General features: G+C 72.6%; 14 protein-coding genes. 9 read left to right on the top strand and 5 right to left on the bottom strand.

The genetic code is table 11. From position 1 onward, the window contains the following. Positions 1–26: 26 nt before the first annotated feature. Both HHX31_RS35830 and HHX31_RS26805 read left to right on the top strand, forming a co-directional pair. Entirely contained in the window at positions 27–785 is a 759-nt protein-coding gene (locus HHX31_RS35830; protein WP_169951353.1) for an IclR family transcriptional regulator, read from the top strand. A gap of 102 nt (positions 786–887) precedes the next feature. Beyond that, entirely contained in the window at positions 888–1,898 is a 1,011-nt protein-coding gene (locus HHX31_RS26805) for an AraC family transcriptional regulator (protein ID WP_169951351.1), read from the top strand. Positions 1,899–1,959: 61 nt separating this feature from the next. Here the strand turns inward: HHX31_RS26805 and HHX31_RS26800 are convergent, their stop codons facing one another. The 5 genes from HHX31_RS26800 to HHX31_RS26780 form a co-directional block, all read right to left on the bottom strand. Next, the gene (locus tag HHX31_RS26800) at positions 1,960–3,402 is read right to left on the bottom strand and encodes an aldehyde dehydrogenase family protein (RefSeq protein ID WP_311932253.1); all 1,443 of its coding nucleotides are present in this window, start codon (positions 3,400–3,402) and stop codon (positions 1,960–1,962) included. Positions 3,403–3,490: 88 nt separating this feature from the next. Further along, entirely contained in the window at positions 3,491–4,054 is a 564-nt protein-coding gene (locus HHX31_RS26795) for an NADPH-dependent FMN reductase (RefSeq protein ID WP_169951348.1), read from the bottom strand. Continuing rightward, positions 4,051–4,557: a flavin reductase family protein gene (locus HHX31_RS26790; protein WP_169951346.1), complete on the bottom strand. Its 507-nt coding sequence runs from the start codon at positions 4,555–4,557 to the stop codon at positions 4,051–4,053. Before HHX31_RS26790 ends, HHX31_RS26795 begins: the two co-directional genes overlap by 4 nt. A 29-nt stretch (positions 4,558–4,586) precedes the next feature. Then, the gene (locus HHX31_RS26785) at positions 4,587–5,720 is read right to left on the bottom strand and encodes an LLM class flavin-dependent oxidoreductase (protein ID WP_211590368.1); all 1,134 of its coding nucleotides are present in this window, start codon (positions 5,718–5,720) and stop codon (positions 4,587–4,589) included. 209 nt (positions 5,721–5,929) lie between these two features. Next, on the bottom strand, positions 5,930–7,210 hold the full coding sequence (locus HHX31_RS26780) for an ATP-grasp domain-containing protein (RefSeq protein WP_211590367.1): 1,281 nt from the start codon (positions 7,208–7,210) through the stop codon (positions 5,930–5,932). 341 nt (positions 7,211–7,551) lie between these two features. Here HHX31_RS26780 and HHX31_RS26775 point away from each other — a divergent pair, with 341 nt between their 5' ends. The 7 genes from HHX31_RS26775 to HHX31_RS26745 all read left to right on the top strand — a co-directional run bounded on the left by HHX31_RS26775 (position 7,552) and on the right by HHX31_RS26745 (position 17,509). Then, on the top strand, positions 7,552–7,860 hold the full coding sequence (locus HHX31_RS26775) for a chorismate mutase family protein (protein ID WP_169951342.1): 309 nt from the start codon (positions 7,552–7,554) through the stop codon (positions 7,858–7,860). A 55-nt stretch (positions 7,861–7,915) separates the two neighbouring features. Further along, entirely contained in the window at positions 7,916–9,988 is a 2,073-nt protein-coding gene (gene pabB / locus HHX31_RS26770; protein WP_169951340.1) for an aminodeoxychorismate synthase component I, read from the top strand. A gap of 2 nt (positions 9,989–9,990) precedes the next feature. After that, complete coding sequence (locus HHX31_RS26765) at positions 9,991–10,950, top strand: prephenate dehydrogenase/arogenate dehydrogenase family protein (protein ID WP_169951338.1); 960 nt, start codon at positions 9,991–9,993, stop codon at positions 10,948–10,950. A 5-nt stretch (positions 10,951–10,955) separates the two neighbouring features. Continuing rightward, positions 10,956–12,641: a class I adenylate-forming enzyme family protein gene (locus HHX31_RS26760; RefSeq protein WP_169951336.1), complete on the top strand. Its 1,686-nt coding sequence runs from the start codon at positions 10,956–10,958 to the stop codon at positions 12,639–12,641. A gap of 172 nt (positions 12,642–12,813) precedes the next feature. Further along, the gene (gene aroF, locus HHX31_RS26755) at positions 12,814–13,896 is read left to right on the top strand and encodes a 3-deoxy-7-phosphoheptulonate synthase (RefSeq protein WP_169951334.1); all 1,083 of its coding nucleotides are present in this window, start codon (positions 12,814–12,816) and stop codon (positions 13,894–13,896) included. A gap of 38 nt (positions 13,897–13,934) precedes the next feature. Further along, positions 13,935–16,055 carry a molybdopterin oxidoreductase family protein gene (locus tag HHX31_RS26750; RefSeq protein WP_169951332.1) on the top strand — a complete coding sequence of 707 codons (2,121 nt, stop codon included), beginning with the start codon at positions 13,935–13,937 and terminating at the stop codon, positions 16,053–16,055. Further along, positions 16,052–17,509: an FAD-dependent oxidoreductase gene (locus HHX31_RS26745; protein WP_169951330.1), complete on the top strand. Its 1,458-nt coding sequence runs from the start codon at positions 16,052–16,054 to the stop codon at positions 17,507–17,509. The genes HHX31_RS26750 and HHX31_RS26745 overlap by 4 nt, the downstream gene beginning before the upstream one ends. Positions 17,510–17,519 lie beyond the last annotated feature (10 nt).

The raw sequence follows: 17,519 nt of genomic DNA, 5'->3' as shown, positions 1-17,519 counted from the left end.
GCGAAAAAGGGTCCTACTATCTTTCTGTGCAGCAGAAAGATCAGCATCGAATCGAGGCGGTGGACCGGGCGCTGGCCCTCCTGATGCTGCTCGCCGAGCGGGGCCGGCTGAGCGTGACGGAGGCGGGGCGGGAGCTGGGCGTCGCTCCGTCCACGGCCCATCGCCTGCTGTCCACCATGTGTCAGCGGGGCTTCGCCGCGCAGGGCGACAAGCGGCTCTACCTGCCCGGGCCCGCCCTGCTGCAACTGCGGACGATCGAGATGCCGGCCCTGCCCGACCGGATACGCCCCTACCTGCAGAAGCTCTTCGACGCGGTGGGCGAGACGGTGCACCTCATGGTCAGGATCGACGCCGAGGTGCTCTTCGCGGACGGGATCGAGGGCGTCCAGACGCTGCGCGTAGGGCTGCGCGTCGGTGCGCGGATGCCCGCCTGGCGCACGTCCGGGGGCAAGGCGATGCTCGCCGACCTCACACCGGAGGAGGTCGACGCGCTGCTCGCGGGCGGGCCCGCCGCCGCGCGGGGCGAGAAGATCCCCGACCCGGCCGCCCTGCGCCGAGAACTCGAAGCCGTACGCCGCGATCGCCTCGGCTGCAACTTCGACGAGAGCGAGCCGGGGGTCACGGCGGTCGGCGCCTCGATCGGCGTCATCGACGGCAACCACGCCGCTCTCGTGGTCGCGCTGCCCACGGCGCGCGTCGGGTCCGTCGGGCTCGACGCCGTGGCCGCAGAGCTCCTGCGGGTCTGCCGCGAGGCCGCACGGGACCTCGCGGGGCCGGCCCAGTGACCGCGCACGTCCCGCGATCCATCGATCAGCAGATTTCGGTCAGGTAGTTATCTAAAACCACACTCCACCACAAACCTACGCTGTTCCGTGTGGGAGGTCCCTGTGCCCCTGTCCTCGACGACAGCTGCCGACGAGCCACTGCGGCAGCACGGCCGGCTCCGTACCGGCGACGTGGCCCTGGCCCAGCGGGTCGTGGCCGAGGTATACGAGCCGCACACGCTGCGACCCCTGAACGGCGCCCGCCTGGACGCCCGGCTCAACGCGGTGCAGAACGGCGGACTCACGCTCGGCTACCTCACGTACGGCGCCGAGGTGGGCATCACCCTGCCGCCGAGCGACCACTGGTACCACGTCAACATCACCCTCGCCGGGACCAGCAGGGTCGCCCGCGAGGGCGGGGAGCGTGGCACGACCAGGGGGATGAACAGCGCGGCGATCCTGCTGCCGCACCGCGCGCAGACGATCGACTGGGCCGCGGACGCGGCGCAGTTCGCGTTGAAGATCCCCCGCGCCGACATCGAGGGCCATCTCGCCGGCCTGGTGCGGAAGCCGATCGACAAGCCCATCGACTTCGACCTGGTGATGAACCTGGAGTCGCCCGCGGGCAGGGGACTGCTGCGGTGCATCGAGTTCGTGCGGGCGGAATGGGAGGAGGACGGCATCCTCGCCCGCGACGCGGGATCACGCCGGCAGCTCGAATCCATGATCATGACGAACCTGCTGATGGCCGCCTCAGGGCCGCACCAGCGGCTGCTCCGGCGGGAGACGGGCCCGGCGCGACCGGGCGTGCTGCGCCGCGCGCTCGACTACATCCACGAGAACGCGCAGAGCCTGCCGACGCTGAGAGACCTGACCGAGGCGGCCGGGGTGAGCGCGCGGACCCTGCAACTCCAGTTCCTGACCCACCTCGGCTGCACCCCCACCCAATACCTGCGGGACGTGCGGCTGCGCGGGGCCAGGACCGACCTGCTGCACCCGTCCTCCGACACGGTGACGGTCGCCGACGTGGCCGCCGCCTGGGGCTTCTACAACCACGGCCGGTTCTCGTCGTTGTACCGGTCGGCGTACGGCGAGTCGCCGTCGCAGACGCTGCGCCGGACGAAGGGTGCCTGACCGGCGGCGGGGGTGGGAACGCGCCCGCCGCGCGTTTCCACCCCCGGTCCGATCGGGCGGGTCAGACGACCTGCACGATGTGCTTGTACTCCTGGAACTCCTCAAGGGCGCGGTTGCCGTTGAGCCGGCCGAGGCCGCTCTGCTTGTATCCGCCCTCCTCGAACTGGTCGAGCACCACGGCCCACCCGTTCGTCCAGACCGTGCCCGCGTCCAGCGCGCCGGCCACACGCAGCGCCCGGGCGCCGTCGGCGGTCCACACCGCGGCCGCGAGGCCGTACTCGGTGGCGTTGGCCTTGCGCACCGCCTCCTCCTCGGTGCCGAACGTCTCGAACGTGGCGACCGGGCCGAACAACTCCTTCTGCACCAGGGGCGAATCGGTGTCCGGCACCCCGTACAGCGCCGGGCGGTAGTAGGCGCCGCGGGCGAGGCTCTCGTCGTCGGGCCGGCCGCCTGGCACGATGACCTCGGCGTCGCCGCGTGAGGCGGCGATGAGGTCCTCAAGCCGCTGCCTGCCCGCGAGGTCGACGAGCGGGCCCATCTGCGAGCCCTCGGCGTCCCCCGGGCCCACCCGCACCTGGCTGAGCGCCTCGGCGAGCCGGGCCTTGACCTCGTCCGCCACCCGCTCGTGCACCAGGACCCGGCTGCCCGCCATGCAGAACTGACCGGCGAACGTGGTGATCCCGGCGACGATCGTCGGCACGGCCGCGTCGAGGTTCGCGTCCTCGAAGACGATCATGGGGGTCTTGCCGCCCAGTTCGAGGGAGAGCCGCTTGAGCGTCGCCCCGGCGTCGGCCATGATCTGCCGGCCGACCGTGGTGCTCCCCGTGTAGCTCAGCGCGGCCACGTCGGGGGAGGAGACCAGCAGCTTGGCGCCCACGCTGCCCGACTCGTTGAAGACGTTGAGCACGCCCGCGGGCAGCGAGGGGCAGTCGGCCAGCAGTTCGGTGAACCGCGTGTTCACCAGGGCGGTCTGCGCGGCCATCTTCATGACGACCGTGCAGCCCGCGGCGAGCGCCGGGGCGAACGAGCGGACCGCGAGGACGACCGGTGAGTTCCACGGCACGATCACGCCGGCGACGCCGATCGGCTCGGCCAGCAGCGTCGAGTAGATCCCCGGGCGGACGCGGTCGCCCCGGCCGGAGGAGGTGAGCGCCTGCGCCGCGTAGTAGCGCAGCTTCGACGGCGTCAGACTGAGCTCGAAGTACGCCTCCGGGAGGATCTTGCCGTTCTCGCGGGCGAGCATCAGGGCGAGCTCGTCCGTGGCGGCCTCGATCCGGTCCGCCATCTCGTTGAGCACCCGGGCGCGCAACTGGCGGTCGGTGCGCCACTCGTGGGACGCGAAGGTGTCCTTGGCGACCCGGATCGCGTCCAGGACCTGCGCCTCGTCCACCTCGTAGTAGGCGCCGAGCGGCTCTCCGTCGGCGGGTGAGTACGACACCCCGGTAGTGCTCGAGGTGACCCATTCCCCGCCGATGTAGTGCCGGGCGGGGGTCTGACTCGTCACGGTTCTCTCCTTGAATGTCATGGGTGCGACGAACCTCCGCGATGATGGCGGGGGTCGCAGGGGGTGGATTCCGGCGTCGGCGGCCGGATCAGCCGGAGGCCTTCGCGCCGTAGCGGACGGTCAGCGGAGCGGGGCCGAAGGACAGGCCGGCCAGCCGCTCGGCGAGCACCACCGCGGCCTCGCCCAGCTCGTGCAGCTCGTCGAGGACGTCGGCGGCCACCTCGTCGGCGGCGAAGGCCCGGTCGACGAAGAACGCGCTGTTGGGGGCGGTGAGGGCGCCGAACCAGCTCAGCACGTCGCGCAGGTGCCGCTCCGCCGACAGGTAGTGGTGCGGGGCCGCGGCCACGGTGAGGATCGCCACCGGTTTCGACCGCAGCGCCTCCACCGGCAGCATGTCGATCAACAGCTTCAGCGTGCCGGTGATCGACCCGCGGAAGACCGGGGACGCGATCACCACGGCGTCCGCCTCGCCGACCTTCGTCACGGCGTCCTGCCGCCAGGCCGCCGCGACCGGGCCGAGCGACGTGTCCGGCGCGACGCGCTCCACCTCCCATCCGGGACGGCGGTCGCGTACGCCCGCCTCCAGCAGGCCGAGCGCCCGGGCCAGCTTGCCGGGAGGAGTGGGACTCCCGTAGATCGTCACGAGCTTCACGCGGAGACCGCCTCCTTCAGGTCGTAGTCGAGGAACCTGCCCTGGAAGAACAGCAGCGGGTGCCCCGCCTGGCCGGTCGCCAGGTCGTCGACGGACGCCACGACGATCGTGTGGTCGCCCGCGTCGATCTCCTCGACCACGTGGCACTCCAGCCAGGCGAGCGTGCCGGGGAGAAGGGGCATCCCGGACGGGGAGGGATGCCACTCGACCCCGGAGAACCGGTCGACGCCCGTCCGCGCGAACCGGCGCCCGGTCTCGCGTTGCCGGTCGCTCAGCATGTTGACGGCGAGGCGGCCGGCCCGCCTGATCCGCGGCCAGGTGGTCGACGTCTTCTGCGGGCACAGCAGCACCAGGGGCGGCTCCATGGAGAGCGCGGTGAACGCCTGGCAGGTGAAGCCGACGGGCTCGCCCTCGTCGAGCGAGGTGATCACGGTGACCCCGGTGCAGAACCGCCCGAGTACCGCCTTGTAGTCATGCGCATCGGTGCCGGCCGGCTTGGTCATGCCGCCCCACCTCCCCGGATCGCCCGGCCTCACTTCCGCAGCCCGGCCTCCTTCATCAGGGGCAGCACCCGCTCGCCGAAGTACTCGAGCTCCTCGGCGTAGTCCAGGAAGCCGATCATCATGCCGTCGACCCCGGCCTCCGAGAGCTGGATCATCTGCTCGACGATCTGCTCCGGCGTGCCGATCAGGGGGTAGCCGCCGTACCCGAGGATGAAGCGCTCCTGGAGGCTCTTGACCTTGTCGAAGGATCCGCTCTCGGCGCCGAGGCCACCCGACACCATCCGGGCGACCTCCCAGTCGCCCTTGTCGAGGATGTGGGCGAGGAAGTCCTTCGTCTCCTTCTCGGTGTCGCGGCAGATGATGTTGCCGTAGCTGAGGATGCCGAGGTTCCTGCCGTGCCCGTGGGCGATGGAACGGACCCGGCTCGCGGTGTCCCTCGCCTCCTCGGGGTCGGCGAAGGCGATGAAGTTGAAGTCGCACTCGCGGGCGCAGAACTCCAGCCCGGCGGGCGAGTTCCCCGCGTTGACCAGCACCGGGTAGGGCTGCTGGATCGGCTTGGGGTCGGAGAAGGCGTCCTTGATCTCGAAGAACTCACCGGTGAAGTCGACGCCGGAGCCCTCGGTCCACATGCGCTTGACGATGGTGATCCACTCGGCGCCGTAGCGGTAGCGGGCGTCGTGCTCCCGCTGCGTGCCGCCGAACATCTCCATCTCGGCCTTGTACCAGCCCATGGTCATGTTGAGGCCGAAGCGGCCGTTGGAGATGTGGTCGACGGTCACCGACTCCTTGGCCGCGACGATGGGGTGCTTGGTCGGCACGTGCGTGGTGGAGAACACCATGATGTTCTCGGTCGCCTGCGCCAGGCCCGCCGCCCAGGTGTGGGTCTCGAAGTTCGAGCCGTTGAAGTTGGTCTCCCCGCCCATCCCGCGGTACCTGGCGACCGGGAGCATGGCCTCGAAGCCGAGCCTGTCGGCGATCTGGGCGATCTTCTGGGTGTGCTGCCAGCTGAGCTCGTAGGACGTCTCGGCGTGGGTCGCCATCAGCCCGTGGCTGCAGTTCGCGCCGAAGATGCCCAGCTTCATCTTGTTGTCGTTGAACATGGCGACACCGCTGGCGCGGCGGGCCTCGAGCAGTTCCTCGTAGCTGGGGGCGGTAACGGTCACTGAGATCTCCTGGTTGAGCAGGGACGACGCCGTTGGGGGGCGGCCTCGCGAGATGTTTCGGCAATGTAAACAGGCGTCCGAAACGAGCGACTATGCACAAAACGCAGGAGCGTGGGCCGACAAGCGAAAGAAGCGAAAGAAGCGGACAAGCGACGAAGGCGCGGCCGGAGGCTCGTCGCCTCCCGCCGCGCCTTCGCGCGCTCCCCGGGTCACATCCGGGCGCCCGCGGGCTCCGGCGCGTGGATCCGCACCGCGTGCCGTACGCGCAGCTCGAGCTCGTCCAGCTCGGCCGGGGTGGGCGCGTCGATGAGGAACGTCACCGCGCGGTCGTCGGAGCTGTGCAGCGGCCCGAGCTCCGCGCCGCGCTCCTTCAGCACGAGCACGGCCCGCAGCGTGGGCGGGTCGTCCGGGGCGCCGGGCTCGATCTCCGGCCAGAGGCCGCCCTCGCCCACCCAGGCCGGCGCGATCCCCGGCCAGTCCACCGTCACGTCGCCGAGCCGTCCCGGCTCGTGCTCCAGGTAGACCTGGCGGGCGTACCGGCGCGGCGCGGGGTAGGCGGCGGGCTCGCCGAGGGCGATGCGGACGATCTGCGGCTCCATCGGGGCGCCGGTCGCGAGCGAGTAGAGGATCGACAGGCCGTCGCCGGGGGTGCGCGCGGCGACCTCCATCAGGTACGGCCGGCCCGCGCCGTCCACCCGCCACTCGGCGTGCGCGATGCCGTCGGCGAAGGCCAGCCCTTCGAGCATGCGCCGGTTGGCGTCGAGGATGGTCTCGTCCACGCCCTCCAGGTCGTTCGGGACCGAATGGGACAGCTCGACGAACGTGCGGGCGCCCGACTCGGTCGTCTCCTTGCGGGTCACAGACGCGAAGACGACGCGGCCGTCCTGCACCAGGCTCTCCACGGAGAACTCCTGGCCTGCCACCTTCTCCTCCACCAGCACCGTCTCGTGCGGCAGGTACGCGTCGAGCTGGGCGCGCAGTTCGGCCGGGTCGCGCACGGTCTCCACACCCGAGCTGGAGTGGCGGCCCGTGGGCTTGACCACGGCGGGGAAGGACACGCCGTCCGCGGCGAACGTGGCACGCGCGGCCGGGGGGACGACCGCGGAGGCGGGGCTGAACTCCGGCAGATACCACCGCTGCAGGTACTTGCTGCGGCAGGCGCGGGTGGCCCGCAGGCCGGGGGAGGGCAGCCCGAGCGCGTCGGCGAGCAGGCCGGTCGGCTCGACGAGCGTCTCGCCGACGGCGTAGACGCCGGCGATGTCGTAGCGGTCCCGCCAGGCCCGTACGCCGGAGATGACGCCCGCGGTGAACGAGTTCTCCGTGTTGACGTCACCGTCGGTGAAGGCGACCTCCTCGATGACGGAGGCGGGGTGCGCGGGGTCGCGCATCTGGGCCAGGGCCTGCTCGCGCCAGGACGCCGGCGTGACCACGAGGATCCGCAGCCCCCGGCGGGACAGTTCGCGCAGATAAAGAGGGGCCCGGCAGATCACCAGGAATGATCCGGTAAGAACGAATGCCCGAGGTTTCACTTCGCCACCGCCGTTTCTCTCACGTGCTCACGCGACCGGAGGTTAGTTCCGGCATTTCCGGCCGGTCAACAAAATTTCCCGATTATTCGGGACGGGCCGTTTCCCGATAGGGGTGAACCGGGGTCGCCGGGGCCTCTTTCGCCGGGACGGGCTGGGGTCACCGAGAAGTACGAGGTCACCCGGGATCGCCGGGCCGTGCTGTGGGGCCGCTAGGGGTTGTGAGAAATGCCTGCCGGATCGAATCCTGAATTAGCCCGAGAGGGCCGGAAAATCCGCGCTTCCCCGATTGGAGGGCTGTTCACATGGCTGGCAACGGCGCCGGAGAAGACGGTCTGGAGACGCTGCGGGCCTCGCTCGACAGTATCGACGAGTCGCTGCTCGACACGCTCCGTATGCGCATCGAGTGCTGCGTGGAGATCGCGCATTTCAAGCGCGAGCACAACGTCCCGATGATGCAGCCCCACCGCATCGGCATCGTCCAGCGGCGGGCCGCCCGATACGCGCAGGACCACGGGATCGACCCCGACTTCCTGCGCCGGCTCTACGAACTCGTCATCGCGGAGACCTGCAGGGTCGAGGACCTGGTGATCGGCGATGTCGCCGCTCGGTGAACGCGGCGCCGGCGGCTCACCCGGCTATTCCGACACGGCTTGGAGGAACCCCGGAATGAGAACGATCCTGATCGACAATTACGACTCGTTCACGTACAACCTCTACCAACTCCTTGGCGAGGTGAACGGGCAGCCCCCGGTCGTGGTGCGCAACGACGCCGACTGGTCGCAGGTGCCCATCCACGAGTTCGACAGCGTCGTGATCTCCCCCGGGCCCGGCAGGCCCGAGCGGGCCCGCGACTTCGGTGTGAGCGCGCGGGCCATCCGCGAGAGCGGCCTGCCCGTGCTCGGCGTCTGCCTCGGGCACCAGGGCATCTGCCACCTGTTCGGCGGGACGGTCGTCCACGCGCCGCAGCCGATGCACGGCCGCGTCTCCCAGGTGCGTCACACCGGGGCCGACATCTTCGCCGGCCTGCCCTCGCCCTTCTCGGTCGTGCGCTACCACTCGCTGGCGGCCACCGACCTGCCCGACGAGCTGGAGGCCGTGGCCTGGACCGACGACGGCGTCGTCATGGGGGTCAGGCACCGCACCGAGCCCATCTGGGGCGTGCAGTTCCACCCCGAGTCGATCAGCAGCGAGCACGGCCGCGAACTGCTGGCGAACTTCCGCGACCTCGCGCTCGCGTACGGCAAGGCCAGGCGGGAGGCCACCGCCGCCGCCGGCTCGCCGTACCAGGTGCACGTGCGCAGGCTGCCGCTGGTGCCGGACGCGGAGACCGCCTACCGCGAGCTGTTCGCGGGCAAGGAGCACGGCTTCTGGCTCGACAGCAGCTCGGTGATCGAAGGGCTCTCGCGGTTCTCGTTCATGGGCGACGGCTCGGGGCCGCTCGCCGAGTACGTCACCTACCGGGTGTCGGAGCGCGCGGTCACCGTGCGGCGGCCCGGCGGGTCCGCGCAGCGCGTCGAGCAGCCGTTCTTCGAATACCTGGACGAGCGGCTGCGTGAGCGCGCCGTACCCGCGGACGCGGGCCTGCCGTTCGACTTCAACCTCGGGTACGTCGGCTACCTGGGCTACGAGCTCAAGGCGGAGGCCGGCGGCCAGGCCGCGCACCAGGCGGAGGAGCCCGACGCGGCGCTGCTGTTCGCCGACCGGATGCTCGTGCTCGACGACGTCGAGGGCGTCAGCTACCTGCTGGTGCTGACGAAGGACGGGGGACCGGACGCCGCGGGCGCGCTCGCCTGGCTCGACGAGACGGCGGCCCGGCTGTTCGCCCTGCCAAGGCGCGAGCCGGCCGAGCCCGCCGCGTTCGCCGGGGTGGGCATGACCGACCCGGCCATCGCGGACGCGGTGGAGGCGCGGCACGACAAGCAGGGCTACCTCAACCGCATCGGCGAGTGCCTCGAGGAGATCTACCACGGCGAGTCCTACGAGATCTGCCTGACCAACGCCGTCACCGTACGCGCCGAGATCGACCCGCTGCGGACCTACACGCACCTGCGGCGGATCAGCCCGGTGCCGTACGGCGCGCTGCTGGACTTCCCCGACGTCGCGGTGCTCAGCGCCTCGCCGGAGCGGTTCATGACGATCGGCCCTGACCGGGTCGCCGAGTCCAAGCCGATCAAGGGCACCCGGCCGCGCGGCGCGACGCCCGAGGAGGACGAGGCGCTCCGCCACGACCTGCTCAGCAGGGAGAAGGACCGCGCGGAGAACCTGATGATCGTCGACCTGATCCGCAACGACCTCAACACGGTGTGCGAGGTCGGGTCGGTGCACGTGCCCCGGCTGTTCCACGTCGAGACGTACGCGCCGGTCCACCAGCTCGTCTCCACCATCCGCGGCACGCTGCGGCCGGAGGAGACGGTGGTGAGCTGTGTGCGGGCGGCCTTCCCCGGCGGGTCGATGACCGGCGCGCCCAAGATCCGCACCATGGAGATCATCGACCGGCTGGAGGAGGGCCCGCGCGGCGCCTACTCCGGCGCGCTCGGCTGGTTCTCCCTGGGCGGGGCCGCCGACCTCAGCATCATCATCCGCACCCTCGTCGCCACCCGCGACCGGCTCAGCTTCGGCGTCGGCGGCGCGATCGTCGCCCTGTCGGACCCCGAGGAGGAGTACGAGGAGATCGTCGTCAAGTCCCGCGCCATGATCACCGCGGTGCTCGCCACCGCGGCCCAGACGGTGGGGGCCTGACCATGACCGGTGGGGAGACGGACCTGCTGCGGCGCTGCGTCGTCGTGGGCGGCGCGGGCGCGGTGGGCGGCCTGTTCGCCGGACACCTGCTGCGGTCCGGCGCCGAGGTGGTCGTCGTCGACCCCGCGCCCGGCCCGGACGCCGCCGCCGGACTCCCGGCCGGCGGCGGGGTGCGGGTCGTCCGAGGTGACATCACGGACATCGGGCCCGATCTCGCCGTTGAGATCGAGCGGGCGGACCTCGTCCTGCTCGCGGTGCCCGAGCAGGTGGCCCTGGCGGCGGTGAAACAGGTCGCCGCCGCCATGCGGCCCGGCGCGCTGCTCGCCGACACGCTCTCGGTCAAGGGCCCGATCGCCGAGGCGCTCCTGGCGCACGCCGGGGACGTCGAGGCGGCCGGACTCAACCCGATGTTCGCTCCCTCGCTCGGCTTCGCCGGGCGGCCGGTCGCCGCCGTGGTCGTCCACGAAGGTCCCCGCGCCGCCGCGCTGCTGCGGCTGGTCGAGGACTGGGGCGGCCGGGTCGTACGGCTCGGCGCGGACGAGCACGACCGGCTGGCCGCGGCGACCCAGGCGCTCACCCACGCGGCCGTGCTGTCGTTCGGCCTCGCGCTCGCCCGCCTCGGCGTCGGCGTCGCGGAACTGGCCGCCGTCGCCCCGCCGCCGCACGCCACGATGCTCGCGCTGCTGGCCAGGATCGCCTCGGGCACCCCGGAGGTCTACTGGGACGTCCAGTCGGCCAACCCGCAGGCCGCCGCCGCCCGCGCCGCGCTCGCGGAGGGCGTACGCACACTCGCCGGCCTCCTCGACGGCCCGGCGGACGGGGAGGCGGAGTTCGCGGCGGCCCTCGGCGGGCTGCGCGACCTCCTCGGCCCCGATCTCGGCTTCTACCGCGACACCTGCGCCGGAATGTTCGGCGCACTGCCCCCCTACTCGCACATAACGCCCGTCACGAACGAAAGGTGAGACCGATGACCATCTCCCACGAGACCGTCCTCACGCCGGAGCAGCGCGCCAGGTTCGCCGCGGACCCGGACCTCGGCGGCGGCAACCTGCTGACGAAGGCCATCGAGGCCAACCCGCACCCGGAGCTGCCGTTCATCCACCTGGGCAGGCCGCTGACCAACACCAAGGGTGAGCAGCAGACCGAGTTCAGCCTGCTGGAGCTGGACGAGCTGGCCCAGAGCTGGTCGGTGTGGTACCTGCGCCAGGGCGTACGGCCGCGCGACCGCGTGGCGATCTACCTGGAGGACTCCTTCGCCTACTCCCTGCACTTCTACGCGCTGGCCCAGATCGGCGCGGTGGCGGTGCTGGTCAACAGCAAGGCGTCGCGGTACATCGCCACCGAGCTGTGCCGCCAGACCAACCCGGTCGGCATGTACACCGACCTCGCCCACCTGGAGATCCTCGGCGAGGAGTTCCACCTGCTGCCCGGCCTGCGGTGGACGCAGGTGGCCGAGGAGCTGCCCGCTCCGCCGCCCGCCCCGCTGCCCCAGGAGGCCCGCTTCCGCCACGTCGGCGAGGACCCGGTCTCGATCCTGCACTCCTCCGGCACCACCGGGCGGCCCAAGCCGGTCATCCAGACCCACCGCTCGTGTGTCGCGGGGCCGCGGTTCCGCCTCGTGGACCACCACGAGCAGCCGGGCGCCGTGATGATGACCGCGCTGCCGCAGTCGCACCTCGGCTGCATCGCCTACACGACGTACGCCGTGCTGGGCGGCACCCCCCTCGTGCCCTGGTTCGACACGAGCGGCCCCGAGCTGGCCAAGGCCGTCGAGAAGTACCGCCCGACGACCGTCATGGCCTTCGGCCACGCGTACGCGGAACTGGCGGGCGCGGACCTGCCGTCCGGGGCGATCGACTCGGTCAACGTCTGGATCTCCATCGGCGACGCGGTCCACGAGAAGCACATCAAGGGCATCCTGGCGATGCGCGACCCGTCGCTGCCGCCGGCCGCGTTCTTCGACCGCCTCGGCACCACCGAGCTGGGCTGGGGCGTCCTGCTGAAGGTCCGCACGCTGGCCGACGAGCGCAACGACCGGTGCGTGGGCAAGCCGGTCGGCGTCGCGGAGGTCGCGGTGCTGCGCAGGGACGGCACGGTCGCCGACATCAACGAGGTCGGGCTGCTGGGCGCCAAGGGCCCGGCGATCACCGCCGGTTACTGGAGCGACTCCGACACCACCTACCGCAGCAAGCTGTCGGGCTACTGGCTGACCGGCGACATGGCCTACCGCGACGAGGCGGGCAACTACTTCCAGGTCGACCGGGCGGTGGACGCGATCGAGACCCCGAGCGGCACCGGCTACTCGGTCTTCATGGAGGAGCTGCTGCTCAACGACCTGCCCGAGGTCCTCGACTGCGCCGTCGTGGCGGGCATCCACCGCGGCCGCACGGTCCCGGTGGCGGTCGTGACCTCCAGCGCCGCGAGGCCGGACGCGCAGCGGCTGCTCAACGAGGCCAACGAGAAGCTGAAGGCCGCGGGCCACCCCGAGCTGACAATGCTGGAGGTCGCGCGCAGCGACGAGGACTTCCCGGTCGGCGTCACCGGCAAGGTACTCAAGCGCCGGCTGCGGGAGAAGTACAGCTCGCTGTCCACCTACATCCGGGAGAACGGCGGCAAGTCGCTCGGCACGATCCTCACCGACGTCTTCGTCTGATCCCGCGCACCCGACGCCCGATCCCGCGACCGGCACGCGATCCGTACCTGATCCGCGCCGCCGGGCCGGAGGTTCCCCCCGAGGCCCGGCCCGGCGGCGCGTACGCGGAGAGCGGCCCCATCGGCCCGACCCCCATGCCAGACCCGACCACACGGATGTGGAGAGGATTCCCATGACTGACGCCGAGCTCTTGATGGTGTTCGACTCGACGATCGACCCGTCCGGCCTCGCCGGATGGGCCCGGCACTTCGACTCCACCGGAACCACGGCCAGGACGTACCGGCTGGGCGCGGCGGACGTGATCGTGGCCCAGGGGCCCGCGACGCTGCTGCCCACCCCGGCCGGCCTGCCCCTGCCTCGGCAGACCGTACGGGCGGGCGGCGGCTTCCGGCTCGGCCGGCGCGAGCTGTTCCCCTCGGGCACGGTCGTGTCCGTCGGCTCCGCCGTGATCGGGGACGGGGACATCGCGGTCTTCGCCGGGCCCTGCGCGGTGGAGAACCCCGGGCAGATGATGTCCACCGCCGCCGCCGTCGCCGGGCACGGCGCGGTCGGCCTGCGCGGCGGCGCGTTCAAGCCGCGTACGACGCCGTACTCCTTCCAGGGCCTCAAGTGGGCCGGCCTGGAGCTCCTGGCCGAGGCCAGGGAGGAGACCGGCCTGCCGATCCTCACCGAGGTCGTGGACCCCCGGCACGTCGAGCGGATGGCCGACGTCGTGGACGGCTTCCAGATCGGCACCCGCAACATGCAGAACTTCGAGTTGCTGATCGAGGTGGGCCGCAGCGGCCTGCCCGCCGTCCTCAAGCGCGGCTTCGGCTGCACGGTCGACGAACTGCTCACCGCGGCCGAGTATCTCCTCGCCGAGGGCAACGACCAGGTCGTGCTGTGCGAGCGGGGGATCAGGACGTTCGAGGGGGCCACCCGCTTCACGCTCGACCTGTCGGCGGTGGCGCTGCTCAAGCGGCGCACCCACCTGCCGGTGATGGTCGACCCCAGCCACTCGCTCGGCATCCCCGAGCTCATCGAGCCGCTCACGCTGGCCGCCGTGGCGGCGGGCGCGGACGCCCTGCTGATCGACGTGCACGTCCAGCCGGAGCAGGCGCTGTGCGACGGCAAGCAGGCGCTGCTGCCCGAGGACTTCGCCCGCCTGATGAGCCGGCTGGAGATGCTCGCGCTCGGCGTCGGCCGCCGGATGACGCCCGCCCCCGCCGCCGACTACTCCGAGATCCACGACGCCCTCACCCCCGACGTCGTCTAATCCCGCTGCGTACGAGTGCCGGTCGAGGAGGTGGAGCGATGCGCGCGGCGACGAGCACGCGCCCGGCGGACGCCGCTGTAGGCCCCGTCGACACCCACTGCCCGTACTGCGCGTTGCAGTGCGGCATGACCCTCAGCCCGGCGGGCCGTGCCTCGGTCCGGGTGCGGCCCCGCGACCCGTCGGAAGGCGGCCTGTGCCAGAAGGGCTGGACCGCGGCGGCCCTGCTCGGCTCGCCGGCCAGGCTCACCACGCCACTCGTCAGGGACGGCGGCACGCTGCGCCCGGCGAGCTGGGACGAGGCACTCGGCCTGGTCGCCCGCAGGATCGAGGCGATCGTCGCGGAGCGCGGCCGGGACGCCGTGGCGGTCTTCGGCGGCGGCGGGCTCACCAACGAGAAGGCTTACCTGCTCGGCAAGTTCGCCAGGGTGGCGCTCGGCACCTCCCAGGTGGACTACAACGGCAGGTTCTGCATGTCGTCGGCGGCGGCCGCTGCACACCGCGCCTTCGGCCTCGACCGGGGGCTGCCGTTCCCCCTTGCCGACCTCGACGGCGCGGACGCGGTGCTGCTCGCCGGGGCCAACCCGGCGGAGACGATGCCGCCGTTCCTTTCGCACCTGCGCAGGGCCGTGGACGCAGGGGGGCTGATCGTGGTCGATCCCCGGCGCACCCCCACGGCCGAGCGGGCCGCGCTGCACCTCGCGCCGGTCCCCGGCACCGACCTCGCGCTGGCGCTCGGCATCCTGCACGCCGCCGTGGCCGACGGCCATCTCGACCACGCGTACGTAGGCGGCCGCACGACGGGGTTCGACGAGGCATGGCGGGTGGCCGCCGCCTGGTGGCCGGAACGGGCGGAGCGGGTGACGGGCGTCGCCGCCGCCGACCAGCGCAGGGCCGCCGCGATCCTGGCCGGGGCCGCCAGGGCGTACGTGCTGACCGCGCGCGGCGCGGAACAGCACGCGACCGGTGTGGACACGGTCGGGGCCTGGATCAACCTGGCGCTCGCGCTGGGCCTGCCGGGCCGCAGGGGCTCCGGCTGGGGCTGCCTGACCGGCCAGGGCAACGGCCAGGGCGGGCGCGAGCACGGGCAGAAGGCCGACCAACTGCCCGGCTACCGGCGGATCGACGACCCGGCGGCCCGCGCGCACGTGGCGCGGGTGTGGGGAGTCGAGCCGTCCACGCTGCCCGGCCCTGGACGGTCGGCGTTCGAACTGCTCGACGCGCTCGGCACGCCCGGCGGCCCGTCCGCGCTGCTCGTCTTCGGCAGCAACCCGGCGGTGTCGGCGCCGCACTCGTCCCGCGTGGCCGACCGGCTCGCCGCGCTCGACCTCCTCGTGGTGGCCGACCTCGTGCTGTCGGAGACCGCCATGGCCGCCGACGTGGTGCTCCCGATCACGCAGTGGGCCGAGGAGGACGGCACGATGACCAACCTCGAAGGCCGGGTGCTGCTGCGCCGCCGCGCGCTTGCCCCGCCGCCCGGGGTGCGCACCGACCTTGAGGTCCTGCACGACCTCGCCGTACGGCTCGGGCAGCCGCCCGAGCGCTTTCCCGCCGACCCGGAGACGGTCTTCACCGAATTGCGGGCGGCCTCGGAGGACGGCCCCGCCGACTATTCCGGCGTGACGTGGGACCGGCTGCGGGCCGGCGAGCGGCTCCACTGGCCGGTGCCGCGAACGCCCGGACATCAGGGGACGCCGCGGCTGTTCCTCGACCGGTTCGCCCACCCCGACGGGCGGGCCAGGTTCGTCCCCGTCGACCACAAGGGGCCGGCGGAGCCGCCGGACGAGGACTTCCCCCTCTACGCCGTCACCGGGCGGGTGCTCCAGCACTACCAGTCGGGCGCGCAGACCCGGCGCGTGGAGGAACTGCGCGCGGCCGTGCCCGGCGCGTACGTCGAGGTGCACCCGGACACCGCGCTGCGGGCCGGGCTGCTGGACGGCGCGGAGGCGGTCGTCTCCGGCAGGCGCGGCCGGGTCCGCGCGACGGTGCGCTGCGTGCCGTCGATGCGGCCCGACGTGGTGTTCCTGCCGTTCCACTTCCCGGGCGCGCAGCGCGCCAACCTCGTGACCAGTCCGGCGCTCGATCCCGTCAGCCGGATGCCCGAGTTCAAGGTCTGCGCCGTACGGCTGTCGCCCGCGGCGGAACGGGAGGCCGCGCCATGACCGGTGCCACCAGGGTCGTGATCGTGGGCTACGGCATGGCCGGCGCCCGGCTGGCGGAGGAGATCCGCCGCAGGGACCCGGCGGGGGAGCGCGTCGCGATCGTCGCGATCGGCGACGAGCCGCACCCGCCGTACAACCGGGTATTGCTGTCGAACGTGCTGGCGGGCGCGATGTCCGCCGAGTCGGTGCGGCTGCAGGAGGAGGACTGGGGCGCCGATCACGGCGTCGAGGTGCGGCGGGGCAGGGCGGTCGTGTCGATCGACCGCGCGGGACGCCGCGTCGTGCTCGACGACGGCGCGCGGGTCGGCTACGACGTGCTCGTGCTGGCCACCGGCGCCCGCGCGTGGGTGCCGCCCGTGGAGGGCCTGACCGGCGACGACGGCGGTCCGGCCCCCGGCGTGGCGACGTTCCGCACGCTGGACGACTGCGCCGCGATCACGGCCGGAGCGCGGGGCGGCGTGCGTGCCGCCGTGCTCGGCGGCGGCCTGCTCGGCCTGGAGGCGGCCAGGGGCCTCGCGGCGCGCGGCAACGCGGTCACCGTCGTCCACCACACGGGACACCTCATGGAGCGCCAGCTCGACTCCGGCGCCGGCCAGGTGCTCGCCCGGGTCCTCGGCGGCCTCGGCGTGCGGGTGCTGCTGAACTCGCGGGCGGCCCGCTACCTGCCGGGCGACGGGCTCAAACTGGACGACGGCCGGTTGGTCCCCGCCGACCTGCTCGTCGTGGCGGCCGGGGTGCGCCCGCAGACCGCGCAGGCGACCGCCGCCGGGCTCGCCGTCGACGGCGGCGTGCTGGTCGACGACGACCTGCGCACCAGCGACCCGCTGATCCACGCGATCGGCGACTGCGCCCGTCACCCCGGCACCGTGCCCGGCCTCGTGCAGCCCGCCTGGGAGCAGGCCGCCGCGCTGGCGGCGCTGCTCACCGGCACCCGGTCGCCGTACCGCGGCACCAAGGTGGTCACCCGGCTCAAGGCGAGCGGAGTGGACCTGGCCGCGCTGGGCGACGTGCACGCCGCGCCGGACGACCCGCGCGCCGAGGTGCTGTGGCTGAGCGAACCGGCCAGGGGCCGCTACGCCAAGCTCGTCGTCCGCGACGAGCGGGTGGCGGGGGCCATCGCGCTCGGCGTGCCCGACGCCGCCGCCGCGATCACCCAGTTCTACGACCGCGGCCTGCCCGTCCCGCCCGACCGGCTCGCGTTGCTGCTCGGCCGGGCCATGCCGTACGGCGAGGGCGCCGTCCCAGGCGAGGCGAACGCGGCGGCGCTGCCGGGGACGAGCGTGGTGTGCCGCTGCAACACGGTCAGCAAGGACGCCCTGGCCGCCGCGTGGCGGTCGGGGGCGCGAGACGTGACGGCCCTCGCCTCCGCCACCCGGGCGACCACGGGATGCGGCACCTGCGCCGACGCGGTGTGCGGCATCGCCCGCTGGCTCGCCGAATCAGAAGACACCTGACGAGGAGACG

Origin of the sequence: Microbispora sp. H11081 (assembly GCF_012999535.1) — a bacterium.
Classification (GTDB): Bacteria; Actinomycetota; Actinomycetes; order Streptosporangiales; family Streptosporangiaceae; genus Microbispora.
Note: the sequence above shows the minus strand (reverse complement) of the source record. Positions and strands in the feature narration are given on the sequence as shown.